Consider the following 24,469-nt stretch of genomic DNA (forward strand, 5'->3'; position numbering starts at 1 on the left):
GTCAGTATCTGCATCGACCTTCTTTCAGCGGCTGGTCTATAACAAAAAAGCATGCTGACCCAGCGGATCAGCATGCTTTTTATAAATTTATTTACAATCAGGCGCGCATACCGAAGAATTTTTTCACCTTCGTCAGCATGCCCTTGTCTTCATACAGGTTCAGTAAAGGGACAGACTCTCCGTTAATACGGCGGGCAATGTTGCGGTAGGCGATGGACGCTCTGCTTTTATTGTCCATGGCGATCGGCTCACCATCATTGGAAGCACGGATCACTTCGTCGTCATCTGCAACTATGCCAAGGAGTTCAATAGCAAGAACAGAAACAATCTCGTCCACGTCTATCGCTTCGCCGTTTTTGACCATCTGGGGACGAATCCGATTTACAACGAGCCGGGGGGAGGATACGTGATCTTCTTTTTCAAGAAGGCCGATGATCCGGTCTGCATCCCGTACAGACGACTTTTCCGGTGTTGTTACAACGATGGCCTGGTCGGCACCTGCAACGGCATTTTTATATCCCTGTTCAATACCGGCAGGGCAGTCAATAAGAACATAGTCGTAATCCTGCTTCAGTTCGTCCACAAGCTTTTTCATCTGGGCAGGTTTGACAGCAGACTTGTCCTTGGATTGTGCAGCAGGAAGCAGTGTCAGACTTTCAAAGCGCTTGTCTTTAATGAGCGCCTGGTGAAGCCGGCAGTCTCCTTTAACAACATCGACGAGATCGTAGATAATTCTGTTCTCCAGACCCATCACGACGTCCAGGTTTCTAAGACCGATATCCGTATCAACCAGACAGACCCGTTTTCCATTAAGAGCAAGGGCGGTACCAATATTGGCGGTCGTTGTTGTCTTTCCGACACCGCCTTTTCCGGAAGTAATGACGATGGCCTCTCCCATGTTGCGTCTCCCCTTTCATCCTGCATTAATCTTCTATGTGTAAATCTATTTTATCATGAAATGACAGGTGGATACTGTCATTTTTTCGAGCATTTCCGTTAGCCGATTCTCTCGTCTGTAATGCCGGGACGAATGATACCAGCTTTGCTGATTCGCTCAAGCTCCATCTGGTTCTCTCCGTTTACAAATGCACATTCCATGTCTTCTTCACCGGTACGTTCCTCACCTTCAGGAGGACGGCGGATGACGTCTGCAATGCGGAGCTGGGAGGGATTCATCTTGCCGGCACATATGATCGCTTCCCTGTTTCCGTTCATGCCTGCGTGGGCGATCCCTCTAAGCGATCCGAGAACATAGATGTTCCCGCTGGCCTTAACGGTACCGCCAGGGTTGACATCGCCAACCACGAGCAGATCACCCAGGACCTCGATAATCTGGCCGGACCGGACGACGCGGGCAAGCCGGCTAACCTGATTGTCAAGCCGCATCTCTTCTGCTTCGTGTTTGGTTATAACGTCTGTATCAATTGTATCAATGACTGCATGAATCTGCTCGGTAAACCGGTTCTGCAGCTGCTCAATCTGCTGCTCCTCCAGGTAGCGCTTACCGGTAACCAGCTTGATTTTCACCACGTTGGAATCGTTTTCCTGGGGCTGGGGACGCTCTGACAGTTTATCGGACAGTTCCTCCAGAATATCGTCAAAGGCGCACTGGTCGTTCAGCACAAACGTCAGACCATCCTTCGTCCCCTTGATGATCACGTTCTGCTGTTTCACTTGTTTTTGAACCATCTATTATCACCTCTGGTACTGATATTGTGGAAGCTGATCTGCTGCCCGGAAGCACGGATCAGATAATTTCATCTTTTCGTCTGTTTACAAGCAGAAGCCATTTTCGGATAAAATAGCCTGCTGCAATAAAGATCAGGCCATTAAACACGAACGTCGGTAAAAGCCTCTGATAAAGAAACAGATTGTGCGGCATATGCGCAAGCCCCATAAGGGAGTAAATACTGTATACAAAATATTCAAGCCCCACGATGGCAGCAAGAACGAGAAAAACTGTCATACCCATATTTTTCTGGACAAACGGGACGGTTACACTTACAAGGTAAATCGCAAGCGCCATTCCGAAACTGTATACCCCAAGGAGCGGGGAATAAATAATGTCGTAGAGAATACCAAAAACAATTGCATAAGACAGGCCGATTCCCCGTCCCTGGAGAATCCCGGCAAATACAATTACTCCGAGTACCCAGCGGGGAACCATCGTATAGGCAAAACCGTATTGATCCGGTGCAAAGATCTGATAAACCGTACCTTCAAGGATGAACAGAACAAACAGGACAATGAAAACAGAATAACGTACCAGCATCAGCTGTCCTCTTCTTCCGGATCAATTTCCGGCTCAAGTCCCGGAGCCTCACGTTCAACAACCATTACATGATTGAGGTGATTAAAGTCCGCTGACGGTTCAACGTACGCCTGCTGTGTGAGACCGAATTCATCGTTTTCATAGTCAACGATTTCACCGATCACAAGCTCACTCGGAAATACGCCTCCGAGGCCTGACGTCACCACTGTCATCCCCTCTTCAAGTTCTGCGTCCATATCAATCTTTGTAAACTGGAGATAGCCTGTCTCGTCACTGATTCCTTCAATGAATCCGTAAATGGATTCTTCTCCGTCCACAAACGCGGAAATCCGGTTCGTGCGGTCCTGATCGGACAGGAGCTGTACAGTCGACGTAAGCTGGCTTACGTCCCGTACTTTCCCGATTAAACCTTTCGATGTAATAACCGCCATATCCTCCTCAATACCGTGCCGGGCACCTTTATCGATGCCGATATACTCGTTCCACCGGTCAGGGGAACGGCTGATCATTCTTGCCGATCGGAGGGATGAGGCATTCAGGGCTGCCGATTCCTGCAGACCGAGGGAGGATTCCAGCTCCTCGTTCGTCCTTCTCAGTTCCGACAGTTCCACCTGAAGGGAGGCATAGTCATCGAGATGGGATTTTAATACTTTATTTTCTTCGTATACGGTCCGCATATCATTGATGGTCTCAAAGAAACCCGCTGCCAGATGAGCGGGTCTTGAGAAGGCAGACTGGACAAAACCGACACTGTCATGAAGCAGCTGCTCCGGCAGTGACATATCCCGCCTCTCACTCATGGAATAACCGATGAGTGCCACAAGTACAATGATGCAGACAAGCAGTACAATCAGTCGCTTGTTTGAAAAAATGGGAGGCATTCGGACACCTACTTACCCTTTCCGATTTGACCGGACGGTAATACCCGCTTTTGAACGGAACAGATGAAGATTTTCAAGGGCACGTCCAGTACCGACAGCAACACAGTCCAGCGGGTCTTCAGCCACAAGAACCGGCATACTCGTTTCCTCGCTGAGCACTTTATCGAGGTGGCGGAGAAGCGCCCCGCCGCCGGTCATGACAATTCCCCGGTCCATAATGTCCGCAGCCAGTTCAGGAGGGCTCTGCTCAAGCGTGTCCTTCACAGCCTGGACAATGCTTGCCACTGTATCCTCAAGTGCACCTGCAATTTCCTCGGCAGTGATGGAAATGGTTTTCGGAAGGCCGCTTACAAGGTCACGTCCCCGGATTTCCATTTCTTCCGCCTCACCCTTATTGTCTGCAGAACCGATTTCAAATTTAATCGCTTCAGCTGTCCGTTCACCGATCATTAGATTGTATGTTTTCTTCACATATTGGACGATATCATCATCCATTTCGTCACCGGCAATTCTGATCGACTGGCTCGTTACGATCCCGCCGAGGGAAATAATGGCCACTTCAGTCGTTCCTCCACCGATGTCCACGATCATGCTTCCTGTCGGTTCCCACACAGGAAGATCGGCACCTATTGCTGCTGCAAAAGGCTCCTCAATTGTATAGGCTTCGCGGGCTCCTGCCTGTTTAGTGGCGTCTTCCACAGCTCTTTTTTCCACAGCTGTAATCCCGGACGGCACGCAGACCATTACGTTCGGCTTTCTTGTAAATATGGAGCGGTGACGGAGAGCCTGTTTAATAAAGTACTTCATCATTGTCGCAGTCGTATCAAAATCAGCGATGACACCGTCTTTCATCGGGCGGATTGCCACGATGTTACCCGGCGTACGGCCGATCATGTTTTTCGCGTCATTTCCGACTGCTTCGATCGTACCGGAATCGGAGCGCGTCGCCACTACCGATGGTTCACGTACAATAACCCCTTTTCCCTTTACATATACAAGTGTGTTCGCCGTACCGAGGTCAATTCCCAAATCTTTCGAAAAACCACCAAACATCTATGTATGCTCCCTTCATTTTTAAAAGATCACGTTTTATATCATGTCACTGTCGTGTTCCTGTTTTCATTTTATTTTAAACTGAAGCCGGTTTTGCTTACGAACCAGCCTGCCAAAGTTTTATTATACCAAAACTCCCATCGTTAATTATACTCAAATTTTTCTCAGATGAGTAGCATTTTCAACGGGAGTTGTAAAATTCCTCACATAGTCCTTGAAGCTCATTGTCAATGTAACACGTACAAAAACGCTTTACCAGTGACGAAAGGGAAAAACACCGGCCCCCACTGATGGGGAAAACCGGTGCTGTTCACATACATATTAGGCTGTCGAACGGCGGTTAACGGGCAGTCTGCACGGCACTGAGGGACTCCGTTATGCCGGATGCGTGCAGTAAAAAACTACACGTACCCTTTTTCCTTGAGGGAGACAAACTGCTGGTCACCGATGATCACATGATCGAGAATCTCAATTCCCAGAACACTGCCGCACTCCACGAGCCGCTTTGTTACTTCGATGTCCTCCCGGCTAGGGGCTGCATCACCGCTGGGATGGTTGTGAAGACACACAATCGACGCTGCCGAGTAGCGGAATGCCTCCTTAAACACCTCCCGCGGGTGCACAATTGACGCGTTCAGGCTCCCGATAAAGACGGTGTGCCTGAAAATTACCTGATTTTTCGTGTTCAGATAGAGACATACGAAGTGCTCCTGCATCAGGTGACGCATATCATCCATCACGAAGTTAGCCACGTCTTCAGGGGAGCGGATCGCGTAGCGCTCCTCGGTTGGAAACCGGTGGATCCTCCGTCCAAGCTCAATAGCCGCTTTCAGCTGGACTGCTTTAGCATCGCCGATACCGTGAATATCGAGAAATTCCTTAATTGAAGCATCTTTAAGAAGCCTCAGTCCGTCGAAGTGACGAATCACTCTTCCTGACAGGGACAGCACCGATTCATCTTTAGTCCCGGAGCCGAGAATAAGGGCCAGAAGTTCCTGATTCGTAAGCGCCGATGGTCCTTCCTGCAGCATCCGCTCTCTCGGACGTTCGCTTTTCGGTACATCCCTGATCATCATTTCCGCCAATTTCGTCACCCTCTTTTTCGTGAATGACCGCGTTCACGGGTGACTTGCAAAGAGGTTTACGCCTGCCAGTTCACACCAAATTCCTTTAACACCCGGACGGTTCCTGCCAGGGGCAGTCCGACAATGGCAAAGTAATCTCCGGAAATCCTTTCAACGAGAACCGCACCGAGTCCCTGGATTCCGTAGCTTCCCGCCTTGTCAAACGGTTCACCGCTATTGATATAGGTGTCGATCTCTTCGTCTGACAGAGGGTAAAAATACACGTCTGCTTTTTCATAAAAGGTTTTTCTCTTTCCGTCAGCCAGGACGGCCACACCGGTATAAACGCTGTGGGATGTGCCTGACAGCCGTTTCAGCATGCTCCTGGCATCGTCAGCATCCACAGGTTTACCAAGTACGTCGCCATCGATGGCCACGACAGTATCCGACCCGAGGACCACATGCTCAGGATGGTCACGGAAAACCGCCTCCGCTTTCTGTTCGGCAAGGGAAACGACGAGTTCTCCCGGGCTCAGGGCCGGGTCTGTCCATTCTTCAACATTACTGGAAATAGTCTGGAAGGGTATGTGTGCCTGCTCGAGGAGCTCCTTCCGGCGGGGGGATTGTGAGGCAAGAATCAGTCTTGTCATTGCGGGTTCCTCCTGACCGGCCAGCCGGTTCAGGTGTTAGAGGTAAAAATATCATACCATAAACCCTGAACCAATTTAGCCATAAAATTTGTAAAATCAGGCAGGAAAAATTGTGTGACAATTCTTCCTGCCTGTACTTAAAAACTACTTATATTGAGGATTCGCTTCGCGCCTTACGCTCGCTTTCCGCGGCGATGCCGGCAAGCAGCGGTTGGTTCCTACTCACCGAAAAGCAGTTCTGAAGCGGCAATACCGGGTCTCGTCATCTCTTTCGGGTCGAGAATGCGGTCGAGCTCTTCTTTTGTAAGAATACCGCGTTCGGTGCAGATTGCCCGGACGCTCATGCCGGTGCTGATTGCCTCTTTGGCAATGCGCGCTGCTGTTTCATAGCCTACGTGCGGGTTGATGGCGGTGATAATTCCCACGCTTGTTTCAACCATGTCCCGGCACCGTTCAATATTCGCTGTAATACCGTCAACTGCAAATTCCCGGAACACACTGATTCCGTTCTGAAGGATCGTAAATGACTGGAGCAGGTTAAAAACAAGTACCGGCTCCATGACGTTAAGCTCAAGCTGTCCGGCTTCCGATGCCAGACTGATTGTATGGTCGTTGCCGATCACCTGAAAGGAAATCTGATTGACCACTTCGCACATAACCGGGTTCACTTTTCCCGGCATGATGGAAGAACCGGCCTGACGGGGCGGCAGGTTGATCTCGTTGAACCCTGTGCGCGGACCGGAACTCATGAGTCTCAGGTCATTGGCTATTTTTGATAAATTGATCGCAAGAATTTTCATGGCGCTTGAAAGCTGCGTGTAGGCATCCGTATTCTGCGTTGCATCCACGAGATCCTCGGCACTGTGAAACGGCATGTTCGTATCTTCCGCTAGGTACTCGGTCACCTTGCTGATGTAGTCCGGCATGGCGTTCAGGCCGGTTCCCACAGCAGTTGCTCCCATATTGATTTCATAGAGAATATCAACGGAGTTCTGAATCCGTTTTAAATCCCTTGCAAGTACCCGCCGGTAGGAGCCGAACTCCTGGCCGAGACGTATCGGTACCGCATCCTGAAGGTGGGTGCGCCCCATTTTAATCACTTCGTCAAATTCCATCTCTTTCTTTTTCAGTGTCTCAATGAGGTCGTTGAGTGCTGTAATCAGTCCGCGGGAAAGGTTCAGACACGCAATATGTATCGCTGTCGGAAACGCGTCATTCGTGGACTGGGCCATGTTTACGTGGGTGTTCGGGCTCACTCTCATGTACTCGCCCTTCTTCCCCCCGAGTATTTCAATCGCCCGGTTTGCTATAACCTCGTTGGCGTTCATATTAAACGACGTCCCTGCGCCGCCCTGAATGCTGTCCACGATAAAATGATCGTTAAACTTGCCTGCGATCACTTCATCCGAAGCTTCCATAACCGCCTGTGCGATTCTCGGGTTCAGTACACCAACCTCACGATTCGCACGGGCTGCCGCTTTTTTCACGTGACCGAATGCCCGGATCAGCTCTTCGTGCGGGGGATAGCCGGTAATCGGAAAATTCTCCTTCGCCCGTACGGTCTGAATCCCGTAATAGGCATTGGCGGGAATCTCTTTTTCCCCCATCAGATCCCGCTCTGTTCTTACATTTTTATCTGTCATCTCCGCGTCATTCCTTCCCTCTCTTCATAAACATCCTATCTTATTGTATAGAAAAAAGCATGATTATGTAAGGTGGAGGTTTGTTAATATCCGTTTATAGTATGGTCGGAAAACGACCGGGGCATGAGTTTGCCTAATGAGCTCGTTACCCCATGGCGGACGGGGACCTGACAGGAAGGTTCTTGTCATAAAGATAGTTGTTTTACTACACTGCAGGCGGACGCTTTCCGCGGGAGTCGCCGCCTTCCGCTCCATAATTAATTTTACGAAAAGCAGCAAATTATCCGAAAAGACCTTCCCGGAAACAGCACTCCCTTGCACACTGATTGTGATTTAAAAAAATAAGTATACCTCTTAGTCAGCAAATCGCTCTTTTGCGCAGCTGACGCCAGCAGCGAGACTCCTGCGGCAGTGGCGAGCATCCGCATCATGCTCTAACTTCGAGGTGCTTCGACGTATTCTGCTTCAGAGCTACGCCTGCAGAGGAAGAAGCAGGGAGTCTTTTCGCCAGGCGAGACCCCGCAGGGCGAAGCTCGCGGAGGCTCGCCGGCACCGCCGCGGAAAGGGAGCGGATGGCGTTCAGCGGAGCTGCACGAAACGACGGAAGAGTATACTCATTAAAAAAACACCCGCCCCTTTTGAAAGGCGGATGTTCTGACAATAGCACAAGAAATTCTATGACTCCTTCAGAGCCCCTACAAGCTCCTCATAAAGGAGTACGCTTTCCAGAAGCCGGTGCTGCAGATCCCAGCCCGTTACACCATTGTGCTGGAGCTGTTCCACCGCTTCCCCGGTCTTTGCGGTCCAGAGTGCGGCCGCTTCCTGAACCGAAGCAGATTCCCCGTCGAGATCTGCAAGTTTTTCTTTCCATTCGTACCACTGATCAGCCATAGCTGCAAGATCGGCGTCAGGTACTTCTGTACCGTTCAGAGTAAACGCAGCGCCAAAGCCGAGAAGTTCGTCCACCAGCTGCGTACCGGCGTATAGATACGCGGCTGTCTCCTCATCAACAGACACATTCTCGCCTGAGACACTGAATACTTTCGGGTACGTATCATAGCCGGCCTGCGTATAGGCCGCGGCAATATCATCCCCTGCCCCTTTGTTCGGGGCGATACCGATAAACATAAAGCTTGGGTCCGTATTCCCGGTGAGCACAGCCGGATAGCCTTCCGTCCGCATGCTCCGGACCGCTTCGCTGCCTTTTTCGGCAGTGGAGAATGCCCCTCCCTGAACGACGTGAACAGTGAGGTTTGGAACCCCTCCAGTAAACTCGTCATCCGTCACGGAACCGACGGGCGCGGACGCTTCAATTGAGCCCCCGTCCATCTCACCGCCCGATGCTTCCTCGGCAGCAGGAGCAGCCGCCGAGCTGGCATAGTCTCCTTCACCGGTAGTAAAAATGGTATAAAGCATCAGACCGAAGCCTGTCCCAACTATAATCGCCGACATAACAACCGCCAGCATCCTCCCTGGAAGCTGAAGTTCCGGAAGCACAAACTTCCTTCTGACCGGACGCTTTTTCTTTCGTTTAACCGGTGGAAGCTTCGGGCTCCCGTCCCGGTTGCCGTCATCCCAGAACGGCTTTCGCAGGATCGATTTCTCCTTATGATGCTTACCGAAATCCACAACGTTGCCCTGATCGGCTGTATGATCAGATCCCGGCGGCTCTTCAGCTGCCAGAACCCAGTGAAACACTTCAGGTTCGTCCCTGTTCTTCTCTGATGCCGCCTCTTCGGACTGGACGCTGCCGCTGTCGTCTTCATCCCGGAAAATCAGTTTCTTTTCGCCATTCATCCGGATCGTAATGACATTCTTTTTATCCACCACGCCCAAACTCCTTTCACGGTGATCGTTATACTTTACTCTATTAACTAGCACCGGCTGATAGAACGGAAAGTTTGCTTTTTCTCGGCATTGGCTTCCTGTTTTCCTGACTATGTCAGTTTAGTCGATAAATGGCTGGTCTCTGTCTTCGTAAATTGGATAATCGGTTTTTGGTGCCTCCTGTTCAAGCTCACCTAATGCCGGATAATAGTAGGATGAAACGACGACCTGGAAATCAAGAAGGTCCTCCCCGTCAATAATCATCCGGTCTTCTGTCTCTTCGTCTGCACTCTCATCCTTTGAGAAATACACTGTCTCTATGTTCATAATTCTCGTAAGATGATCAAGCTCCCCGAGAAAACGGATCAGGTGATCGTACGTATCCACGCGGACGTCCATAGTGGCCGTCTGTTTATACATACCTTCTCGTTCCTCACCTCGCCACTCACCGCCGACGAAATCCCGTTCTTCCTCGGTTGTAACGGAACCGTCCTCAAGCGGATCATCCGAGTCCCCGTCCTCCGGGTCCCTTGTATCCGTATTATCGGTCTCCTGCTCCACTATTTCCCCTTCCGGCGTCACACTGCTGCCGAGCACCTCGTAAACCGGCGCTTCCGACTCCATGGTCAGATTCATTACACGTACACCGGAAATTTCCTCACTTCTGTTAATATCCAGCAGAAACTGGTCCGCCAGCGGTACCACCGGAAGCTCACGCTGAAGCGGCGTCGAGGAAGCCGTGTGCCCCTCACGTTCCGCCCGTTTGTCCGCGCGTTCTTCCTCAAGATGCTCAATCCGGCTTTCCTCCTCATAAAGGTCCGCCATTACCGCCTCACGCTCGGACAGCTTCGGCTGCAGATAAAGAAAGTACGCAGCTGCCAGCACGATCAAAAGTAAACCGGCAGCAGCCGCTGTATACGAAAGGAGACGTCTCGTGTTATCCATTACTCATCGCCTCCGATCTCATCGTCCTCAAAATCAAAATCCAGATCGGCATCGAAATCAATATCCGCATCCACTTCGTCATCCCCGCTGCCGTTCGGACCGTCGTCATCAAAACCGTCATCGTCAAAGCCATTATCGTCCAGACCGTTATTTATATCTTCTCCGCCGGAAGGAGAATCTCCTTCACCTTCTGTATCAATCTCCAGATCGAGATCCAGGTCAAGATCCAGATCAGCATCTGTCCCGTTCTCCTCTTCTCCAGGCGACGCCGGCTCCTCACCTTCCGCCTCATCCTCTGCGAGCTCCTCTTCAAGAGCTTTTACGCCGGCAGGGTCCAGGGTCACCGTCATGGACGCGACGTAGTGAGGCAGGTAGACCGCTTCACCTGCAGCAGGCTGGTTCTGGAAGCCGAAGCCCGCACCCGGGTCCGTGTCCTCTTCTTCTTCCTCCGGGATCATATCCTCCCCCGCAATCTCATGGAGTGTCACCTGGCTTACCAATCCGGAATCCTCAAGCGCACGGTGGTAATAAGCAACGTCAGCCATCTCGTAAAACGCCGCTTCTATGTATACATCAAACGGGAAATTGTATTCGTACTCAACGAAGTACCCTTCAGGCGGCATAAGCCTCACCATCTCGTGAAGCACCGTACTTCCAGGCTGGACTTTCTCATTCATTTCACTGATCATCCCTGCCAGTGTCACCTGATCGGCATCCGAAAGTTCATTGATCTCGGAACGGATTTCCGCCGCCTCGACCTGACGTTCAAAAAGCTCCTCCTCAAGAGCCAGGGTTTCCCGCTCAACAGCAGAGCCCCAGAACCCGGTGCCGGCAACAGCCAGAAGACAGACAGCCGCCAGGCCGCCGGTAACATACAGGAGCGTTCTGTCCTTTTTTTCCCGCTTTGGAAGTAAGTTGATTTCAACTGGCATGTACGACTACACCTCTTTTTTCAGCAGCAGCCCTACCGTTTCGTGAAAACGCTCAGGAATACTGGTATCGGAATTTGACACACGAAGCTTTGCAGAATCGTACCGCTGCACCGGTATATCAAACTTCGACCGGCAGTCCTCCTCAAAATAGGAGAGAAACGGATGATCGCCGTCAATGCTTACTTTCGTCAGATCCTTCTCCCCCTGATGGTAGGACGATTCATAGTAATTTCTCAGTTTTCTGACATCAGACAGAATATCCTCCCACGCCTGCATGACCTCCGCTTCGCTCCCCTTCCACTCATAGGTGAGCTCCCCGTCAATGGACTCCACGTCCCAGTTATGGGCTCCTCCGCCCCAGGATATATGGCGCGTTACCACAGGCGTTTCCCCGTTAAATACCGTGAGGAGCACGTGACTCGGGTAACACTGCATCACGAGAAGATGCTCATCCGGCTCCTGGTAACGGGCATCGTGGTAGAACCGGTAAAACGCAAGTGGCGTCACATCTGCTGCCACCGGCTTGAGCTTCACCGTCTCAAACAGCTTCGCGTACTCCGCAACCGCCTCCTCAGGTGCAGCCACAATCAGAAGATGCCGGTGCCTGTCATCGGCTCCCGTCTCCTCCCAGTCAAACGCCGGCTCATCAAACGGCAGGTGGAGCTGTTTTCCAAGCTCCATATACAAATGCCCCGTCGTCTCCTCGTCCTTGACCTCCCGGGGAATCGAATGCTCACGGACCACCACAAGGGCATCCGGTATCGTAAACACAATTTTCTGCTTTTTCATCTGCCACTCTTCCACACACTCTTCCAGAATCGTCACCAGCGTATCCCACTCCGCAATCCGTCCGTTCTCAATGACCCCTTTCGGAAGGTACCGCTCACCGAAATCCGCCACATCGTCCAGGGAAGTATTCTTCCCCCGCACATACCGGATCGCATGATCTTTCACCGTAATCGCCGCCAGCGCCTGCCTTTTTCCAATTCCCATCTCGTATCCTCACCTTTAACCAGTCTATGTAAAAGAAAACAATCATCAGCGTCTATGTAACACCCGTTGATCACTGGTGCTTCGTCTTTATTACCCTTTGCTTCAGACCCGTTGAGCCGCCCCCGCGAAGCTCTCGAATCCAGTGTCGCTCCATGCGGACACATTTTATTGGGGCTGTGATAAAGCTCCGCTGAACGCCCTCCGATCGCTTTCCGCGGCGGTGCCGGCGAGCCTCCTCAGGCTTCGCCCTGCGGGGTCTCGCCAGGCCCCCCCACTGCCGCAGGAGTCTCACTGCTGGCGTTCAGCTGCGCACACTATGAAATACCCTACATAAAGAGCCCGCTGTACCACTGCCAGATCTGGGCGCCGTAGAAATAGGTTATGAGAGTTCCGACGGCAATGGACGGGCCGAATGGGATCGGGCTTTTCCGTTTTTTACCGAAGAACAGCATCCCGGTTACGCCAACTAAGGCTCCAATCAGGGAAGCTATGAAAATACTCATCACTACCAGCGGAAACCCGAGCACCGTACCGATTACCGCATACAGTTTTACGTCGCCGCCGCCCATGCCGCCTTTTGAAACGACTGCAACGAGGAAGAGAAGACCGAATCCGGTAAGCATCCCGGCAACCGTAAGCCACCACGGCTCCGGAGCCGCGAACGTCAGCCTCAGAAACAGAAGCGGCACAAAGAAGAACACGAGCACTTTGTTCAGAATGAGAAACGACGTCAGATCGCTTACCGTGATGATCACAAGGAGCGACACAAACAGAAGACTCACCAGAAGCTCTGCACTCCAGCCGAACTGGACGTAGCTCATAAGGAACAGTCCGCCCGTAATCAGCTCCATCACCGGATAGAGCGGCGATACCCGCTCCCCGCATTCGCGGCAGCGGCCTTTAAGAAATATGTACGAAAATACCGGAATCAGTTCCACGGCCTTCAGACGGTGGCCGCACTTCGGACAGCTGGAGCCGGGACTTACGATCGACTGCCTTTTCGGCATCCGTATTCCCACAACATTATAAAAAGAGCCCATAATCAAACCGAACAAAAACACGTAGATCATAATTACGATCTCCAACCCGATCACCAGCTCTCTGTTATTCACCTGTACTTTTCAATTAATCATAGACTTCGCTGTAGACGACGTTTTCTGCGTGCACCGCTTCAGCCTGCTCCGGAAGATCGCCCTACAGGGTCTTCCGTCGATGCTTTTTCCTCTGCCAGTATTGCTTCGAAGCTGGCTAGTTTCGAAGCAATACCGGCTGGCTCACGAAGCAAAGCTCATTGCTGATCCGCTGGGATCGCCAACTGTCAAAAAAAACACCCTTTGCTTAAAAACTGGCCACAGCCAGACAAAATATATACATATCTTTCATTATAAGACCTTTCAACGTCGAGAGGAACCGAAACTTGGGAGATTTTGAAAATAATTGTCTACATATAAAAAATACAGTCACAAGGACTGTATTTTTTTTAAATATCTAGTTTAAATCTACAGCATTTCTATTTAGATCGTTAATGTTAACTTTAGAAGTTATATGATTATCAATTTCAACCAGGTAATCACCATCATTATACTCTACAACAATTTTATAATCCTCTCCGCTAGGGTTTGAAGGTAGATTTTCCATATAATCGTTATCAACCAAATCAAAATGCTCTCCATCATAAAACAGATAAACTCCATTTTCTGAATTAGCAGTTACTTCAGAATAATTATGAACTCCGGTAGTCACCATCAAACGAGCAGAATTTACAGCCTGCTCCGCATTTGCAATGTGAGCATCCTTTCTAGAGTTATCCATAATATTACCAATCGCCGGAATCGCGATCGCTGCGATGATCCCGAGGATGACGATAACCGCAAGCAGCTCGACCAGGGTAAGACCTTTTTCATTCTTCATGATTCTTTTCAGTTTCTGAATTTGTCTGTTCACTTTTGTGAACCTCCCTCACTTGTTGTTTTAGAGCACACAAAAAACCGGCAAACGTGGAGAAAGAGGAGTCCGCATCGTGTGGTATGTTTCCTCTCAGGTGTCTGCCGGTTGCACTACTCGCTCCCTGCGGCCCAAGTGCCCAGATATAGGCCGCAGTTCATAGCTTTCGAGTAATATTTTGTTCTCTATAGTAGTATTATAGTTGATATTTCCTACTTAGGAAAGATAAAAACCTCAAAATTTCACTATTTCTCAACTAATTCATAGGAAGGAAGTCAGTCTAGGTGAAGATACTGCTATTAGATCGTATCGAATATCTCAAACATCGGTATTGCAATTGCTGCTACGATGACCCCCACTACCACGGCAAGACTGACAATCAGGATCGGCTCGATTGCTGTTTTCAGCCGTTCGGTCGCCTGGTCCACTTCCGCTTCATAAAAATCAGCCACTTTACTGAGCATCGAATCAAGTGCACCCGTCTTTTCGCCGACTACGACCATTTGTGTTACAAGGGGAGGGAAAATCCAGTGTTTCTCCATCGGTTCAGCCATGCTTTCCCCTTTTTCAAGCGCCTGGCGTGAATCCCGGATCACTTTTGCCAGCACTTCGTTTCCCACAACCCGTTCAACGATGGATGTGGCATGAAGCACCGGAACGGAACTTGAAAACAGGGAGGCAAGCGTCCTCGACATTCTTGCAATGGCCGCTTTCTGCAGAAGGGAGCCAAAGATCGGCAGCTTTAAAAGAGCATAATCCAGGTAATACTTGTACTTTTTATCCCTGCTCATGAGCACAACGGCCAGAGCGGCCACCGCTGCAAAGACGATCAGAATCCATCCGCTGCGCTGCATCCATTCACCGGCTGCAAGTACCATCGCCGTAAGCCACGGCAGTTCTCCTCCAAATCCGGCAAACATATCAGCAAACATTGGCACTACAAACGCCAGAAGAAACATAACGACTCCCGCAGCAACAAACCCGACGACTGCCGGGTAGGAAACAGCGGAGATGACCTTCTGTTTCGTCTGGTGCTGTTTTTCATAGTACAAAGCGAGGCGGTCAAGAATTTCCTCGATGTTTCCTCCAGCTTCCCCAGCTTTAATCATGTTCGTAAACAGCGAAGGAAACACGTGACGCTGCTTTTCCGCTGCTTCGGAAAACGTTGCCCCTTTACGAATATCCTCAGCTGTTGCCTTAAGACCTTCCGCAAGGAGTTTGTTTGAGGTCTGTTCGGCCAGGATTTCGATACTTTCCACAAGGGAGAGACCTGCGTGAAGCAAGGTGGAAAACTGCCTCAGGAAGATAAGAAAGTCCTTCGTTTTCACACGCTGAAAAAGGGTCACATCTTTATAGAGCCAGCTGTCCAGATGTTTAAGATCGACGACGTTAATGTTTTTTTCACGGAGCTTCTCCCGTGCCTGCTTTTCAGAATCGCTCTTTAATTTTCCGTTAACGAGGACGCCGTTGCGGTTGCGTCCACGGTACCTGTATATGGCCATTGCTATCTACCTGCTTATGTAAAAGGATGCTGCTTCGTTATCAATCTTTCGGTCACGGAGCAGTTCGTTCACGCTCATTTCAAGGGTATGCATGCCCAGGGAACGGCTCGTCTGAAGAACCGTAGGAATCTGGTGAATTTTTTCCGAACGGATCAGGTTCTGCACAGCCGGGTTGCTGATCAGGATTTCCGTTGCAGCTACCCGTCCCCGGCCGTTTGCCGATTTAAACAGACGCTGGGAAACGACTGCCGATAGAACCGAGGCGATCTGAATCCGCACCTGCCCCTGCTGCTCGGGAGGAAACACATCAATGATCCGCTCAATTGTGCTGGCAGCGCTCGTCGTGTGCAGGGTGCCCAGAACGAGGTGACCTGTTTCCGCAGCCGTTACGGCAGTTGCGATCGTTTCCAGGTCGCGCATCTCTCCTACAAGAATCACATCCGGATCCTGCCGGAGGGCCGCTCTGAGTCCATTGGCAAAATTCCTCGTATCAAAACCCACTTCGCGCTGATCCACGACGCTTTCATTATGTTTATGTAAATATTCGATCGGATCTTCAAGAGTAATAATGTGGCGCTTCATCGTTTTGTTCATGAAGTTCACCATCGCAGCCAAAGTAGTAGACTTGCCTGAGCCGGTAGGTCCGGTTACGAGAACAAGTCCCTGGGGCTTTTTGGCGATGTCTCTCAGCACCGGCGGCATGTTAAGGTCTTCGAGAGTCGGGACTGAGGTAGGGACAACCCGGACGGCAAGACTGATGCAGGAGCGCTGGAAGTATGCATTCATCCGGAAACGGGAAACACCGGGGATGCCGTGGGAGAAGTCCAGTTCTCCTTTCTGTTCAAACGCCTGCCACATCTCATCGGGTAAAACGGAACGGGCCATCCGCTCCGTGTCAGCCGGTGCAAGCGGTTCGCTGTTATGGTGCATCAGTTCACCGTCAATCCGGAAGACCGGCGGTACACCCACTGTCAAGTGAACATCGGAAGCTCCTTTTTCAAATGCTTCAACTAGTAATGACTCCAGGTCTCCTGGCATAGTCACTCCCCCTTATCTGTTTCTCTTTAGCTGTTTACGGAAAGAATGATGTTTTATGTTGCTGCAGGCGGACGCTTTCCGCGGGCATCGCTTCAGCAGAGGAGGATTCCTGCTTCTTCCTCTGTAAGTTAAGCTCCGAAGCCGGCTCCGTCCAAGCAACTCGACGTTTACTCACGAAGATAACGCTCGTCGCTGGAGTCGCCGCCTTTCGCTCTATAATTAATTTGACCAATAGCAACAATCTACGAACACAGCCTTCTCTATTAATTAATTTTGTATTTAACCCAGTTCCGTGAGCGACCCTGACATTTGCTTTCAGAACCCCCTAATCATCCAGGGCCACCCGCAGCACTTCATCGATCGTGGTTCTGCCCTGCTTTGCCTTCAGCAGACCGTCTTCCACGAGAAAAATCATATCGTTTTCCGTAGCGTAGTCTCTCACAGCGGACATGGGTCTGTTGTCGAGGACAAGCCTTCTGAGTCCGTCGTCGATCATGAGAATTTCGTGAATCGCCATTCGCCCCCGGTACCCTGTATCGTTACAGTGTTTACAGCCTTCTCCCCGGCAAAGTTCATCCACAGGGATTCCCCGGCTGTCAAACCACTTCCGCTCTTCCTCCGTCGGCGGATAAGGTTTTGAGCACTCCGTACATACCTTTCTCACAAGACGCTGGGCGATAATGCCTGTGAGTGATGACATAACGAGGAACGATTCCACGCCCATGTCGATGAGACGGGGAATGGTAGAGAGTGCGCTGTTCGTGTGAAGCGTACTGAGAACGAGGTGACCTGTGAGGGAGGCCCGGACGGCAATTTCTGCGGTTTCCCGGTCTCTTATCTCTCCGACCATGACAATATTCGGGTCCTGCCGAAGCATGGATCGAAGTCCCGCCGCGAAGGTGAGGCCCACTTTAGCGTTTACCTGTACCTGGTTAATCCCTTCCATCTGGTACTCCACGGGATCTTCGATTGTCATTATATTAACGTCGTCCTTGTTCAGCGCATTTAGCCCGGCGTAAAGTGTGGACGTTTTGCCCGAGCCGGTGGGGCCGGTAATAAGGACCATTCCGGACGGACGGTTCAGCAGCTTCCTGAAGTACGTTTCGTTCACTTTATTGAACCCCAGGGCGTCGATTTCAGTCACCGACTGATTCATATCGAGAATACGGATGACCATTTTTTCACCGAACACTGTTGGGAGGGTGGAGATCCGAAGATCCACCTGCTTTCTGTCCATACTCACTTTAACGCGGCCGTCCTGAGGCAGCCGCGTTTCTGTAATATTCAGATTGGCCATTATTTTCACCCGGGCTACCATGGCATTGTGAAAATGCTTTGGCAGGGACTGTTCTGTCCGGAGAACGCCGTCAATCCGGTTACGGACAACGATCTTTGTTTCCTGGGGGTCCACGTGAATGTCACTTGCACCGTGCTGCAGGGCCGTGACGAGAATCTGATTAACAAGACGGATGACAGGCGCTTCCTCGTCTTCGTCAATAGCCGTGCTGTCTTTACCGACCTGACTTTCCTCCACGTCTTCCACAGAGAACTCCTTCATGGAAGGTTCAAGCTCGTAGTATTTATAAATGGCCTGCTGCACATCTTTTTTGGAGGCGATGAAAGGTTCAATTCGAAAGCCTGTATGCAGGCGAAGGTCATCAATAGCCACGTAATCGAGGGGGTCTGCCATGGCGATGACAAGCTTCCCCCCTTCTTTCCTGAATGGCATGACGAGGTGCCTTCTCGCCATTTCCTTTGGAATAAGCGACATAAGTGACGAATCCACCGGTTCCCGGCTCAGCATCACGTGGGGGATGCCGAGCTGTTTTTCCAGAACATCCATCAGCTGTTTTTCTGAAATGAGCCCTTTTTCAAGGAGCACGTCCCCCAGCTTCTGGGAACGGTCCTTCGTGGCTGCAACGGACTCGACCTGCTCCTTTGTAATCACATTTTCCTCGACCAGAAGATCGCCGAGTCTGCGGTGCCGTGCTTTCATGCCGTTTTCCTCCAGTAACTAGTAGCCTTTGATCGGCTCTTCTTCGTCATCATCAGCCGGCGGGGTCTGGCCTCCCGGACCCGTGCCGCTTCCAGGCTGGCCGTGGCCGTTTCCGTTCCGGTCATCATTCTGACCCGGAACAGTGCTTCCAGGAGGTTGGCCTGATCCGTTGTCCTGGTCACCTGAAGGGGGCCATCCGCTTCCGTTTTGGCCTCCTTCTCCATCATCGTCCCACTGATTGTTACCATCCTGCCAGCTGCCGTTTCCGTTCTGATCCCAGTCATGCTGGCCGTTTCCATCCTGATTCCAGCCGTTCTGGCCATCCTGAGAGCCGTCTCCGTTCTGATCCCAGCCGTTCTGGCCATCCTGGGAGCCTTCTCCGTTCTGATCCCAGCCGTTCTGGCCATCCTGGGAGCCGTCTCTGTTCTGGTCCCAGCCGTTCTGTCCATCCTGGGATCCGTCTCCGTTCTGATCCCAGCCGTTCTGTCCATCCTGGGATCCGTCTCCGTTCTGATCCCAGCCGTTCCAACCATCTCCCGGATCCTGGCCGTTCCAGTCTCCGTCTTCAGGGAACTCTTCCTCTTCTTCAGCTTTATGCCGTTCTGCCGTACTCCACTCTTCAAGACGGTTTTCCGGAGGATAGTAGTCTTCAGCGACGATCTCCTCCTGAGCGTCCACATCACCGGTTTCCGTCAGGGAGGTATGGCGCACTGTGCGCACCTGATGTCCTGCGCTTCCTTCGCTGATTACAGCCCTGTCTCCTTCAGAACGGCTGCTTGAAAAGCGCACTCTCGTTTTGGGTTCCACCTCGGCCACTTCCTCCACCGTTACGCGGATATCGTAAGGCAGCGGGATGCCGTAAAGAGTTGCTTCGATTCTATTATTCTGTTCGAACAGCTCCAGTTCATAGGCATGGGCATTCGGATTATAAAATACGAGATCCCGCTCTCCCGGTACGATGGCAGCATCATATCCAAGGGGGACACCGTCCGGAAGTTCATGACGCTGTGTGCGTTCCAGCAGTTCAAAGTTGGTGTGAAGAAGGACTTCAAACACTGCCGAAGCTGCAGCCGCCGTTTCTGCAGCCGCTTCAGGTGAGTCGCCCGGTTCGCCGATGGCTTCAAGGAATGAAAACGCACTTTCGGCAGGGATTTCCACTACAGTCGCTAATCCGCCCGTTCCGGCTGCCGCAGTCCGCGAAGCAGAAGCAATAACCGTCTCATCAGGTTTAACATCGTCCAAAAGGTAGTCATGGACGTTTTTATGAAGTTCTTCCACGGGAAGCTGGGACACCCGCTCCCCAAGATCCGCTGTCAGCATGTCCACATCTGTTTTTCCCTCGGTATATTCCGAGAAGGTAAACTCATTAAGAAGTGTGCGGATCTGCTGCTCATTCACCTGAACAGAAAGCCCTTCCGTTCTGCCTTCCCCCGCAAACATCCGCTCAACCGAATCGTCTACGTCGAAAGTAAAGACATCGTTTGAGACTTCGAGTTTTTCGTCATACCATACAAGTGCCACTTCACTGTTTTCCTTCCACTGGTCCAGCTCGGCCTGCACAGCTGTAACGGCTTCGTCCTCACTCATTTCACTCACGTCGACCCCTGCAATCTGCGTTTCCCTCTCGAGCCTTTCGTCCTGCCAGAACGTCTCATGAGCCATTGACCCTGCATATGAAAACAGGGACAAAAAGGCGACACTTCCAACGAGTACAACGAGCGATGCGGCAAACCATTCATGAAACTTCACGGCGTTTCCCCCTGACAATTATTCTGCTAATCCCGTCCTGCTGAGTCATACAGCCTCTTCCTGCGTTTTAACAGCTGTTCTTCATCCCGCACATCATCATCTTCTGACTTCGTATCTTCCAGTGGCTGTTTATGTACAATCCGGTTTTCCGGATGTCCCTCTCCGCTGGAAGATTCCGGTTTCCCCGTCTGCCTTCTCTCATCTGCAGCTTTCCTGCCTGCACTATTATAATTACGTTCCCTTTTTTCTTCCTTTTCCACCTCTTCACCATCTTCAACCCTTGATTTACCGGCATGTTTCGCACCGATTACGGCAGAAATAAGAATAAGGACGAGCACGACTGCCGCAAGCGGAACCCACCAGGGGTAGAGCTCAAGCAGAGCAGATGCCCCTGCTGTAAGCGCTCCGGCAAGTATTACGAGAAGTGCGGTCACTTTCCTGCTGAAAACCGATGGCAGGAGCAGCATGAGAGGAATCAGTAAAACTGTTCCAATCCCTATGAAAATATATTCAGACAATCCGCTCACCTACTTATCTGGTAAAAATTCTGACAAAAATGCTGTTATTTTCATTTTATACCAGACATGGCAACAATGAAAGAAGCGGAGGCCGAGTTTATTGTCAATTTCTGCAGACTTTTGCCGGGATATCCTTTTTCGAGGTGAATTCAGGTGAGACTCCCTGAACAGGAATCTTTGAAAAAAAGCAAAAGCCGGCCCTCCACTGCTTACGAAGAACCTGCTTTTGCTTTTTTCCTGTCTGTTAAATGCTCGTCACCTCGGACGAATGAAAGTTGGCAACCCGGTTGCGCCCTTTCTGTTTCGCCCCGGTATACATGGCCCGGTCCGCGTTTCTCAGTACTCCCATTGCACTTTCATCCGGCTCCGTTTTCCCGGCAACACCAATACTTGCCGTCACCTGAATGGTAAGCTCGTTTCCTGTTTCAAGGTCATTTTCCACTACAAACTCATGCTGCTCAAGTGCCCGCCTCAGTGTTTCTGCAAGACTGTGGGCAAACTGAACGTCCGTATCATCTATGAGAATCACAAATTCCTCTCCGCCGTACCGTGCCACTGTACCACGTTCAGCGACTTCCGAACGAAGCACTTCCGCCACCTGGCAGAGAACTTCATTGCCGCTGTGGTGTCCGTAAGTGTCATTTACTTTTTTAAACCTGTCAAGATCGAGAAGAATGATGGCAAACTGTTTGGCGTTTTCCGGCTGCTGATCATACTTTTCAAGCAGGAGGTTTTCAAAGAACCGGAAATTATATAAACCTGTGAGGGCACACCGTTCACTCTCGCGTTTTTTCTCTTCGTAGTTTCTCGCATTCTGAGCAGCCACTGCCATATAGTTGGCCATAAACTCCAAAATCATGGCATGTCTTTTTTCAAAAGCCTTTTTCCTGATTGAGGTGAGGGTTACAACGCCTACACTGCTGTTATTGCGAATGACGGGTACGCTCAGCACAGACTGGCTTCCGCTCAGTGTATCCCGGCTTTCCATATGCGACCACTGTTTATAGTAATCAAAATGATAGGATGTTCCCCTCATTAGCACTTTCCGGCTGATCCGGTCCCCCTCTAAAGGGATATCTTCCACCTCGCACATGGGGTGGGCACGAAGTTCTCCGTCCACTTCATCGTAAAGATAGATCCGGTCAGCGGGAAAAATGGCCCGTGCGTGTTTATAAAAGAGCGAGATAATACCGTTAACCGTTAAACTTTCATTTACCTTGTAGCCAAAAGAGCTGACTTCCTTAAGGAGGGAATTCGTAGTTTCTGTGTTGTGGTACTGTCTGAGGATAAGGGACACGCTGATGAACGGAATCCCCATCAGCAGGATGGCAATAAAACCGATCTGTTCGTAAAGCACAGTAAGTGTAAGGCCAACCGGAATGATCATGACCGCTGAAATGGCCTCCCACTTCAGGCCTTCATCCCAGAATGTGATTCCTTCCCGTCTGGCCACGTACTTCATGGAAAAGTAGATAATCACGTGGTTGGAAACAAAGAATGTGAGAGCGTAGCCGATCGTCGGGATGATCTCGTTGGACCAGGTGAGACGCTCAAGACTGCCCGTCGTCCCCCCGAGGAGGTAGAAGACCCCTGCCGAGGAAAGAGAGACGATCATAAAAATGATTGAATTAAATGGAATTCTGTAGAGATCCCGTTTTGTCAGCCTCAGCATCAGCAGAGCTGTCAGCAGAGCCAGCTGTGTAACCGCCATCTCCACCAGAAGACCGAACTGGAGAAATACAGCCAGGGCGATCCCGTGAAGCGGGATGAGTGAGGTGTTTTTCACCCGGATCGGGAATAGAGAGACAATGACAATGAGCAGTGTAAAAGCGAGAAGGGCAATTGTCTGTTCACTGGAAAGACCGGTAATACGGTCAATGAAAAAGTAAAGGAATAAAGGAAATGCGACGGCCCACATGAGCCAGAAGGTGCGTTGTCTTCCTTTTGTCATGTCATCTCTCTCCTCTTTTATGACATCTCAAAGATCTTTTTACGGAAAAGTATGAATTTTCCACGAACGATTAAGTGCTCTCATTCTATCACACTCTGTTCACTATTGTTAATACTATTGACTCAATTTTCCACAAAGTTGTAAAAACAACGGAGTGGCCACTAGTTCATTTGTGCTTGTTCTGCACAGATTCCCCAGGGTCACTCCGCTCGAATAATATAAAATACCTATTTCTTTTTTACCAGAATATTTCTTATTTCACCGGCAAAAGCCTGAGAGCCTGAAACGAGAATACCTTCGTTTTTCCCGGTTTCACTCATCTGTTCATAGAGCCAGCGTTCTGCGTCTTCTGTTACTGAGGCGCTTTTAAGTCCGGCTGCAAGTTCTTCCGCAGAGGCAACACGTTCATCATCGAAGGAAGTCACTGTAATATGTTCAAAGCTCTCTTCCATAATATTCAGCATGGTCCGGTAGTCTTTGTCTTTCATTGAAGCAAACAGAACAGTGAACGTCCGGTTTTCATATGATTCCCTGATCGTCCGGCAGAGCGCTTTTACAGATGCCGGATTATGGGCTGTATCGACAATAACGAGTGGTTCCGTGCTTACCGTTTCCATTCTTCCCGGCACCTGTGCAGCAGCAAGACCTTCTCTGACCGCCTCTTCGTCCACCATCATGGCGTAATACTGACGCATATAATCGAGTGTCATGAGGGCAAGGGTGGCATTTGTAACCTGATGGTGCCCCTGCATGGCTACTTTCAGTGATTCGAAACTCTGGTAGTTTGACTGATAATCGAATACCGTTCCGGATGTTCCGGAGGATTTAATCTCCGACTGTCCACGTGGACCCGGCACGTAAAGTTTTGCATGACGGGCCGCTGCTGTCTCCTTGAGAACGTCCAGCGCTTCCCCTTCAGCCGCTGTCATCACGGGAACGCCTGACTTAATGATCCCTGCTTTTTCCCGGGAAATATCACGAATCGTGTCACCGAGAAAATTCTGATGGTCCATCGATACATTCGTGATGACAGAAACAAGAGGAACGATGACGTTCGTCGCGTCCTCCCTGCCACCGAGTCCCGTTTCAATCACAGCAATATCCACCGGTTTTACTGTGGAAAAGTAATAAAGGGCTGCCGTTGTCATCCGTTCAAATTCCGTAACGGTTTCTCCCGTTTCCTCTTCCGTTTCCTTTATGGCAGGAGCAATCTCCGCCAGGCAGGCGTTGAGCTCCTCCTCCGTCACGTGCGTGCCGTTTATGGCAATCTGCTCAGCCGGGCTTTCCCAGTAAGGCGATGTATATGTACCGACAAACAGACCGGAACGTTTCAGCATTTCCATCAGAAACGCAGTAGTAGAGCCTTTCCCATTTGTTCCGGCTATGTGAATCGTTTTCACCCTCCGTTCGGGATGTCTCAGTTTTTCCATCAGTTTTTCCATCCGCCCGAGGCCCAGGCTGATTTTTTTCGTCATTTAAGGTTCCTCCGTTTCAACCGCGCTGTAAAAAGA

Annotated in this window: 21 protein-coding genes and 1 riboswitch; all 21 genes read right to left on the reverse strand. The window is 50.6% G+C overall.

Annotated features, from left to right (window positions below):
- Positions 1 to 97: 97 nt before the first annotated feature.
- Positions 98 to 898, reverse strand: coding sequence for a septum site-determining protein MinD (gene minD, locus FGB90_RS11150; RefSeq protein ID WP_138810921.1), 801 nt, complete (start codon positions 896 to 898; stop codon positions 98 to 100).
- Positions 899 to 996: 98 nt separating this feature from the next.
- A complete protein-coding gene (gene minC / locus FGB90_RS11155; protein WP_138810922.1) occupies positions 997 to 1,689 on the reverse strand; it encodes a septum site-determining protein MinC in 693 nt (230 codons plus the stop codon).
- A gap of 58 nt (positions 1,690 to 1,747) precedes the next feature.
- Positions 1,748 to 2,272, reverse strand: coding sequence for a rod shape-determining protein MreD (gene mreD, locus FGB90_RS11160; RefSeq protein ID WP_246056155.1), 525 nt, complete (start codon positions 2,270 to 2,272; stop codon positions 1,748 to 1,750).
- The gene (gene mreC, locus FGB90_RS11165; RefSeq protein ID WP_138810923.1) at positions 2,272 to 3,153 is read right to left on the reverse strand and encodes a rod shape-determining protein MreC; all 882 of its coding nucleotides are present in this window, start codon (positions 3,151 to 3,153) and stop codon (positions 2,272 to 2,274) included. The genes mreD and mreC overlap by 1 nt, the downstream gene beginning before the upstream one ends.
- 12 nt (positions 3,154 to 3,165) lie before the next feature.
- Entirely contained in the window at positions 3,166 to 4,206 is a 1,041-nt protein-coding gene (locus tag FGB90_RS11170) for a rod shape-determining protein (RefSeq protein WP_138810924.1), read from the reverse strand.
- Between the two features lie 401 nt (positions 4,207 to 4,607).
- Complete coding sequence (radC, locus tag FGB90_RS11175; protein WP_138811224.1) at positions 4,608 to 5,282, reverse strand: RadC family protein; 675 nt, start codon at positions 5,280 to 5,282, stop codon at positions 4,608 to 4,610.
- Between the two features lie 65 nt (positions 5,283 to 5,347).
- On the reverse strand, positions 5,348 to 5,920 hold the full coding sequence (locus FGB90_RS11180; protein ID WP_138810925.1) for a Maf family protein: 573 nt from the start codon (positions 5,918 to 5,920) through the stop codon (positions 5,348 to 5,350).
- Between the two features lie 218 nt (positions 5,921 to 6,138).
- Positions 6,139 to 7,563, reverse strand: a complete 1,425-nt coding sequence (aspA, locus tag FGB90_RS11185; RefSeq protein ID WP_138810926.1) for an aspartate ammonia-lyase — start codon at positions 7,561 to 7,563, stop codon at positions 6,139 to 6,141.
- 675 nt (positions 7,564 to 8,238) lie between these two features.
- Entirely contained in the window at positions 8,239 to 9,390 is a 1,152-nt protein-coding gene (locus tag FGB90_RS11190; protein ID WP_138810927.1) for a hypothetical protein, read from the reverse strand.
- A gap of 120 nt (positions 9,391 to 9,510) precedes the next feature.
- Entirely contained in the window at positions 9,511 to 10,335 is an 825-nt protein-coding gene (locus tag FGB90_RS11195) for a hypothetical protein (RefSeq protein ID WP_138810928.1), read from the reverse strand.
- Positions 10,335 to 11,267 (reverse strand): PilN domain-containing protein, encoded by a 933-nt coding sequence (locus FGB90_RS11200; RefSeq protein WP_138810929.1) that lies wholly within the window; start codon positions 11,265 to 11,267, stop codon positions 10,335 to 10,337. The genes FGB90_RS11195 and FGB90_RS11200 overlap by 1 nt, the downstream gene beginning before the upstream one ends.
- A 6-nt stretch (positions 11,268 to 11,273) precedes the next feature.
- On the reverse strand, positions 11,274 to 12,260 hold the full coding sequence (pilM, locus tag FGB90_RS11205) for a type IV pilus biogenesis protein PilM (RefSeq protein ID WP_138810930.1): 987 nt from the start codon (positions 12,258 to 12,260) through the stop codon (positions 11,274 to 11,276).
- 326 nt (positions 12,261 to 12,586) lie between these two features.
- On the reverse strand, positions 12,587 to 13,330 hold the full coding sequence (locus tag FGB90_RS11210) for a prepilin peptidase (RefSeq protein WP_246056156.1): 744 nt from the start codon (positions 13,328 to 13,330) through the stop codon (positions 12,587 to 12,589).
- A 418-nt stretch (positions 13,331 to 13,748) separates the two neighbouring features.
- Positions 13,749 to 14,171 (reverse strand): prepilin-type N-terminal cleavage/methylation domain-containing protein, encoded by a 423-nt coding sequence (locus tag FGB90_RS11215; protein ID WP_138811225.1) that lies wholly within the window; start codon positions 14,169 to 14,171, stop codon positions 13,749 to 13,751.
- Between the two features lie 126 nt (positions 14,172 to 14,297).
- A riboswitch (cyclic di-GMP riboswitch) is annotated at positions 14,298 to 14,381 on the reverse strand.
- Positions 14,382 to 14,503: 122 nt separating this feature from the next.
- Positions 14,504 to 15,706: a type II secretion system F family protein gene (locus tag FGB90_RS11220; RefSeq protein WP_138810932.1), complete on the reverse strand. Its 1,203-nt coding sequence runs from the start codon at positions 15,704 to 15,706 to the stop codon at positions 14,504 to 14,506.
- A 6-nt stretch (positions 15,707 to 15,712) separates the two neighbouring features.
- Positions 15,713 to 16,744 (reverse strand): type IV pilus twitching motility protein PilT, encoded by a 1,032-nt coding sequence (locus tag FGB90_RS11225; RefSeq protein ID WP_138810933.1) that lies wholly within the window; start codon positions 16,742 to 16,744, stop codon positions 15,713 to 15,715.
- Positions 16,745 to 17,069: 325 nt separating this feature from the next.
- Complete coding sequence (locus FGB90_RS11230; RefSeq protein WP_138810934.1) at positions 17,070 to 18,740, reverse strand: GspE/PulE family protein; 1,671 nt, start codon at positions 18,738 to 18,740, stop codon at positions 17,070 to 17,072.
- A gap of 18 nt (positions 18,741 to 18,758) precedes the next feature.
- A complete protein-coding gene (locus FGB90_RS11235) occupies positions 18,759 to 20,489 on the reverse strand; it encodes a VanW family protein (RefSeq protein WP_138810935.1) in 1,731 nt (576 codons plus the stop codon).
- A gap of 26 nt (positions 20,490 to 20,515) precedes the next feature.
- A complete protein-coding gene (locus tag FGB90_RS11240) occupies positions 20,516 to 21,007 on the reverse strand; it encodes a hypothetical protein (RefSeq protein ID WP_138810936.1) in 492 nt (163 codons plus the stop codon).
- A gap of 244 nt (positions 21,008 to 21,251) precedes the next feature.
- Positions 21,252 to 22,958 carry a sensor domain-containing diguanylate cyclase gene (locus FGB90_RS11245; RefSeq protein WP_138810937.1) on the reverse strand — a complete coding sequence of 569 codons (1,707 nt, stop codon included), beginning with the start codon at positions 22,956 to 22,958 and terminating at the stop codon, positions 21,252 to 21,254.
- A 227-nt stretch (positions 22,959 to 23,185) separates the two neighbouring features.
- Positions 23,186 to 24,433, reverse strand: a complete 1,248-nt coding sequence (locus FGB90_RS11250) for a bifunctional folylpolyglutamate synthase/dihydrofolate synthase (protein WP_138810938.1) — start codon at positions 24,431 to 24,433, stop codon at positions 23,186 to 23,188.
- Between the last annotated feature and the right edge of the window lie 36 nt (positions 24,434 to 24,469).

It is taken from the genome of Alteribacter natronophilus, assembly GCF_006007885.1.
GTDB lineage: Bacteria > Bacillota > Bacilli > Bacillales > Salisediminibacteriaceae > Alteribacter > Alteribacter natronophilus.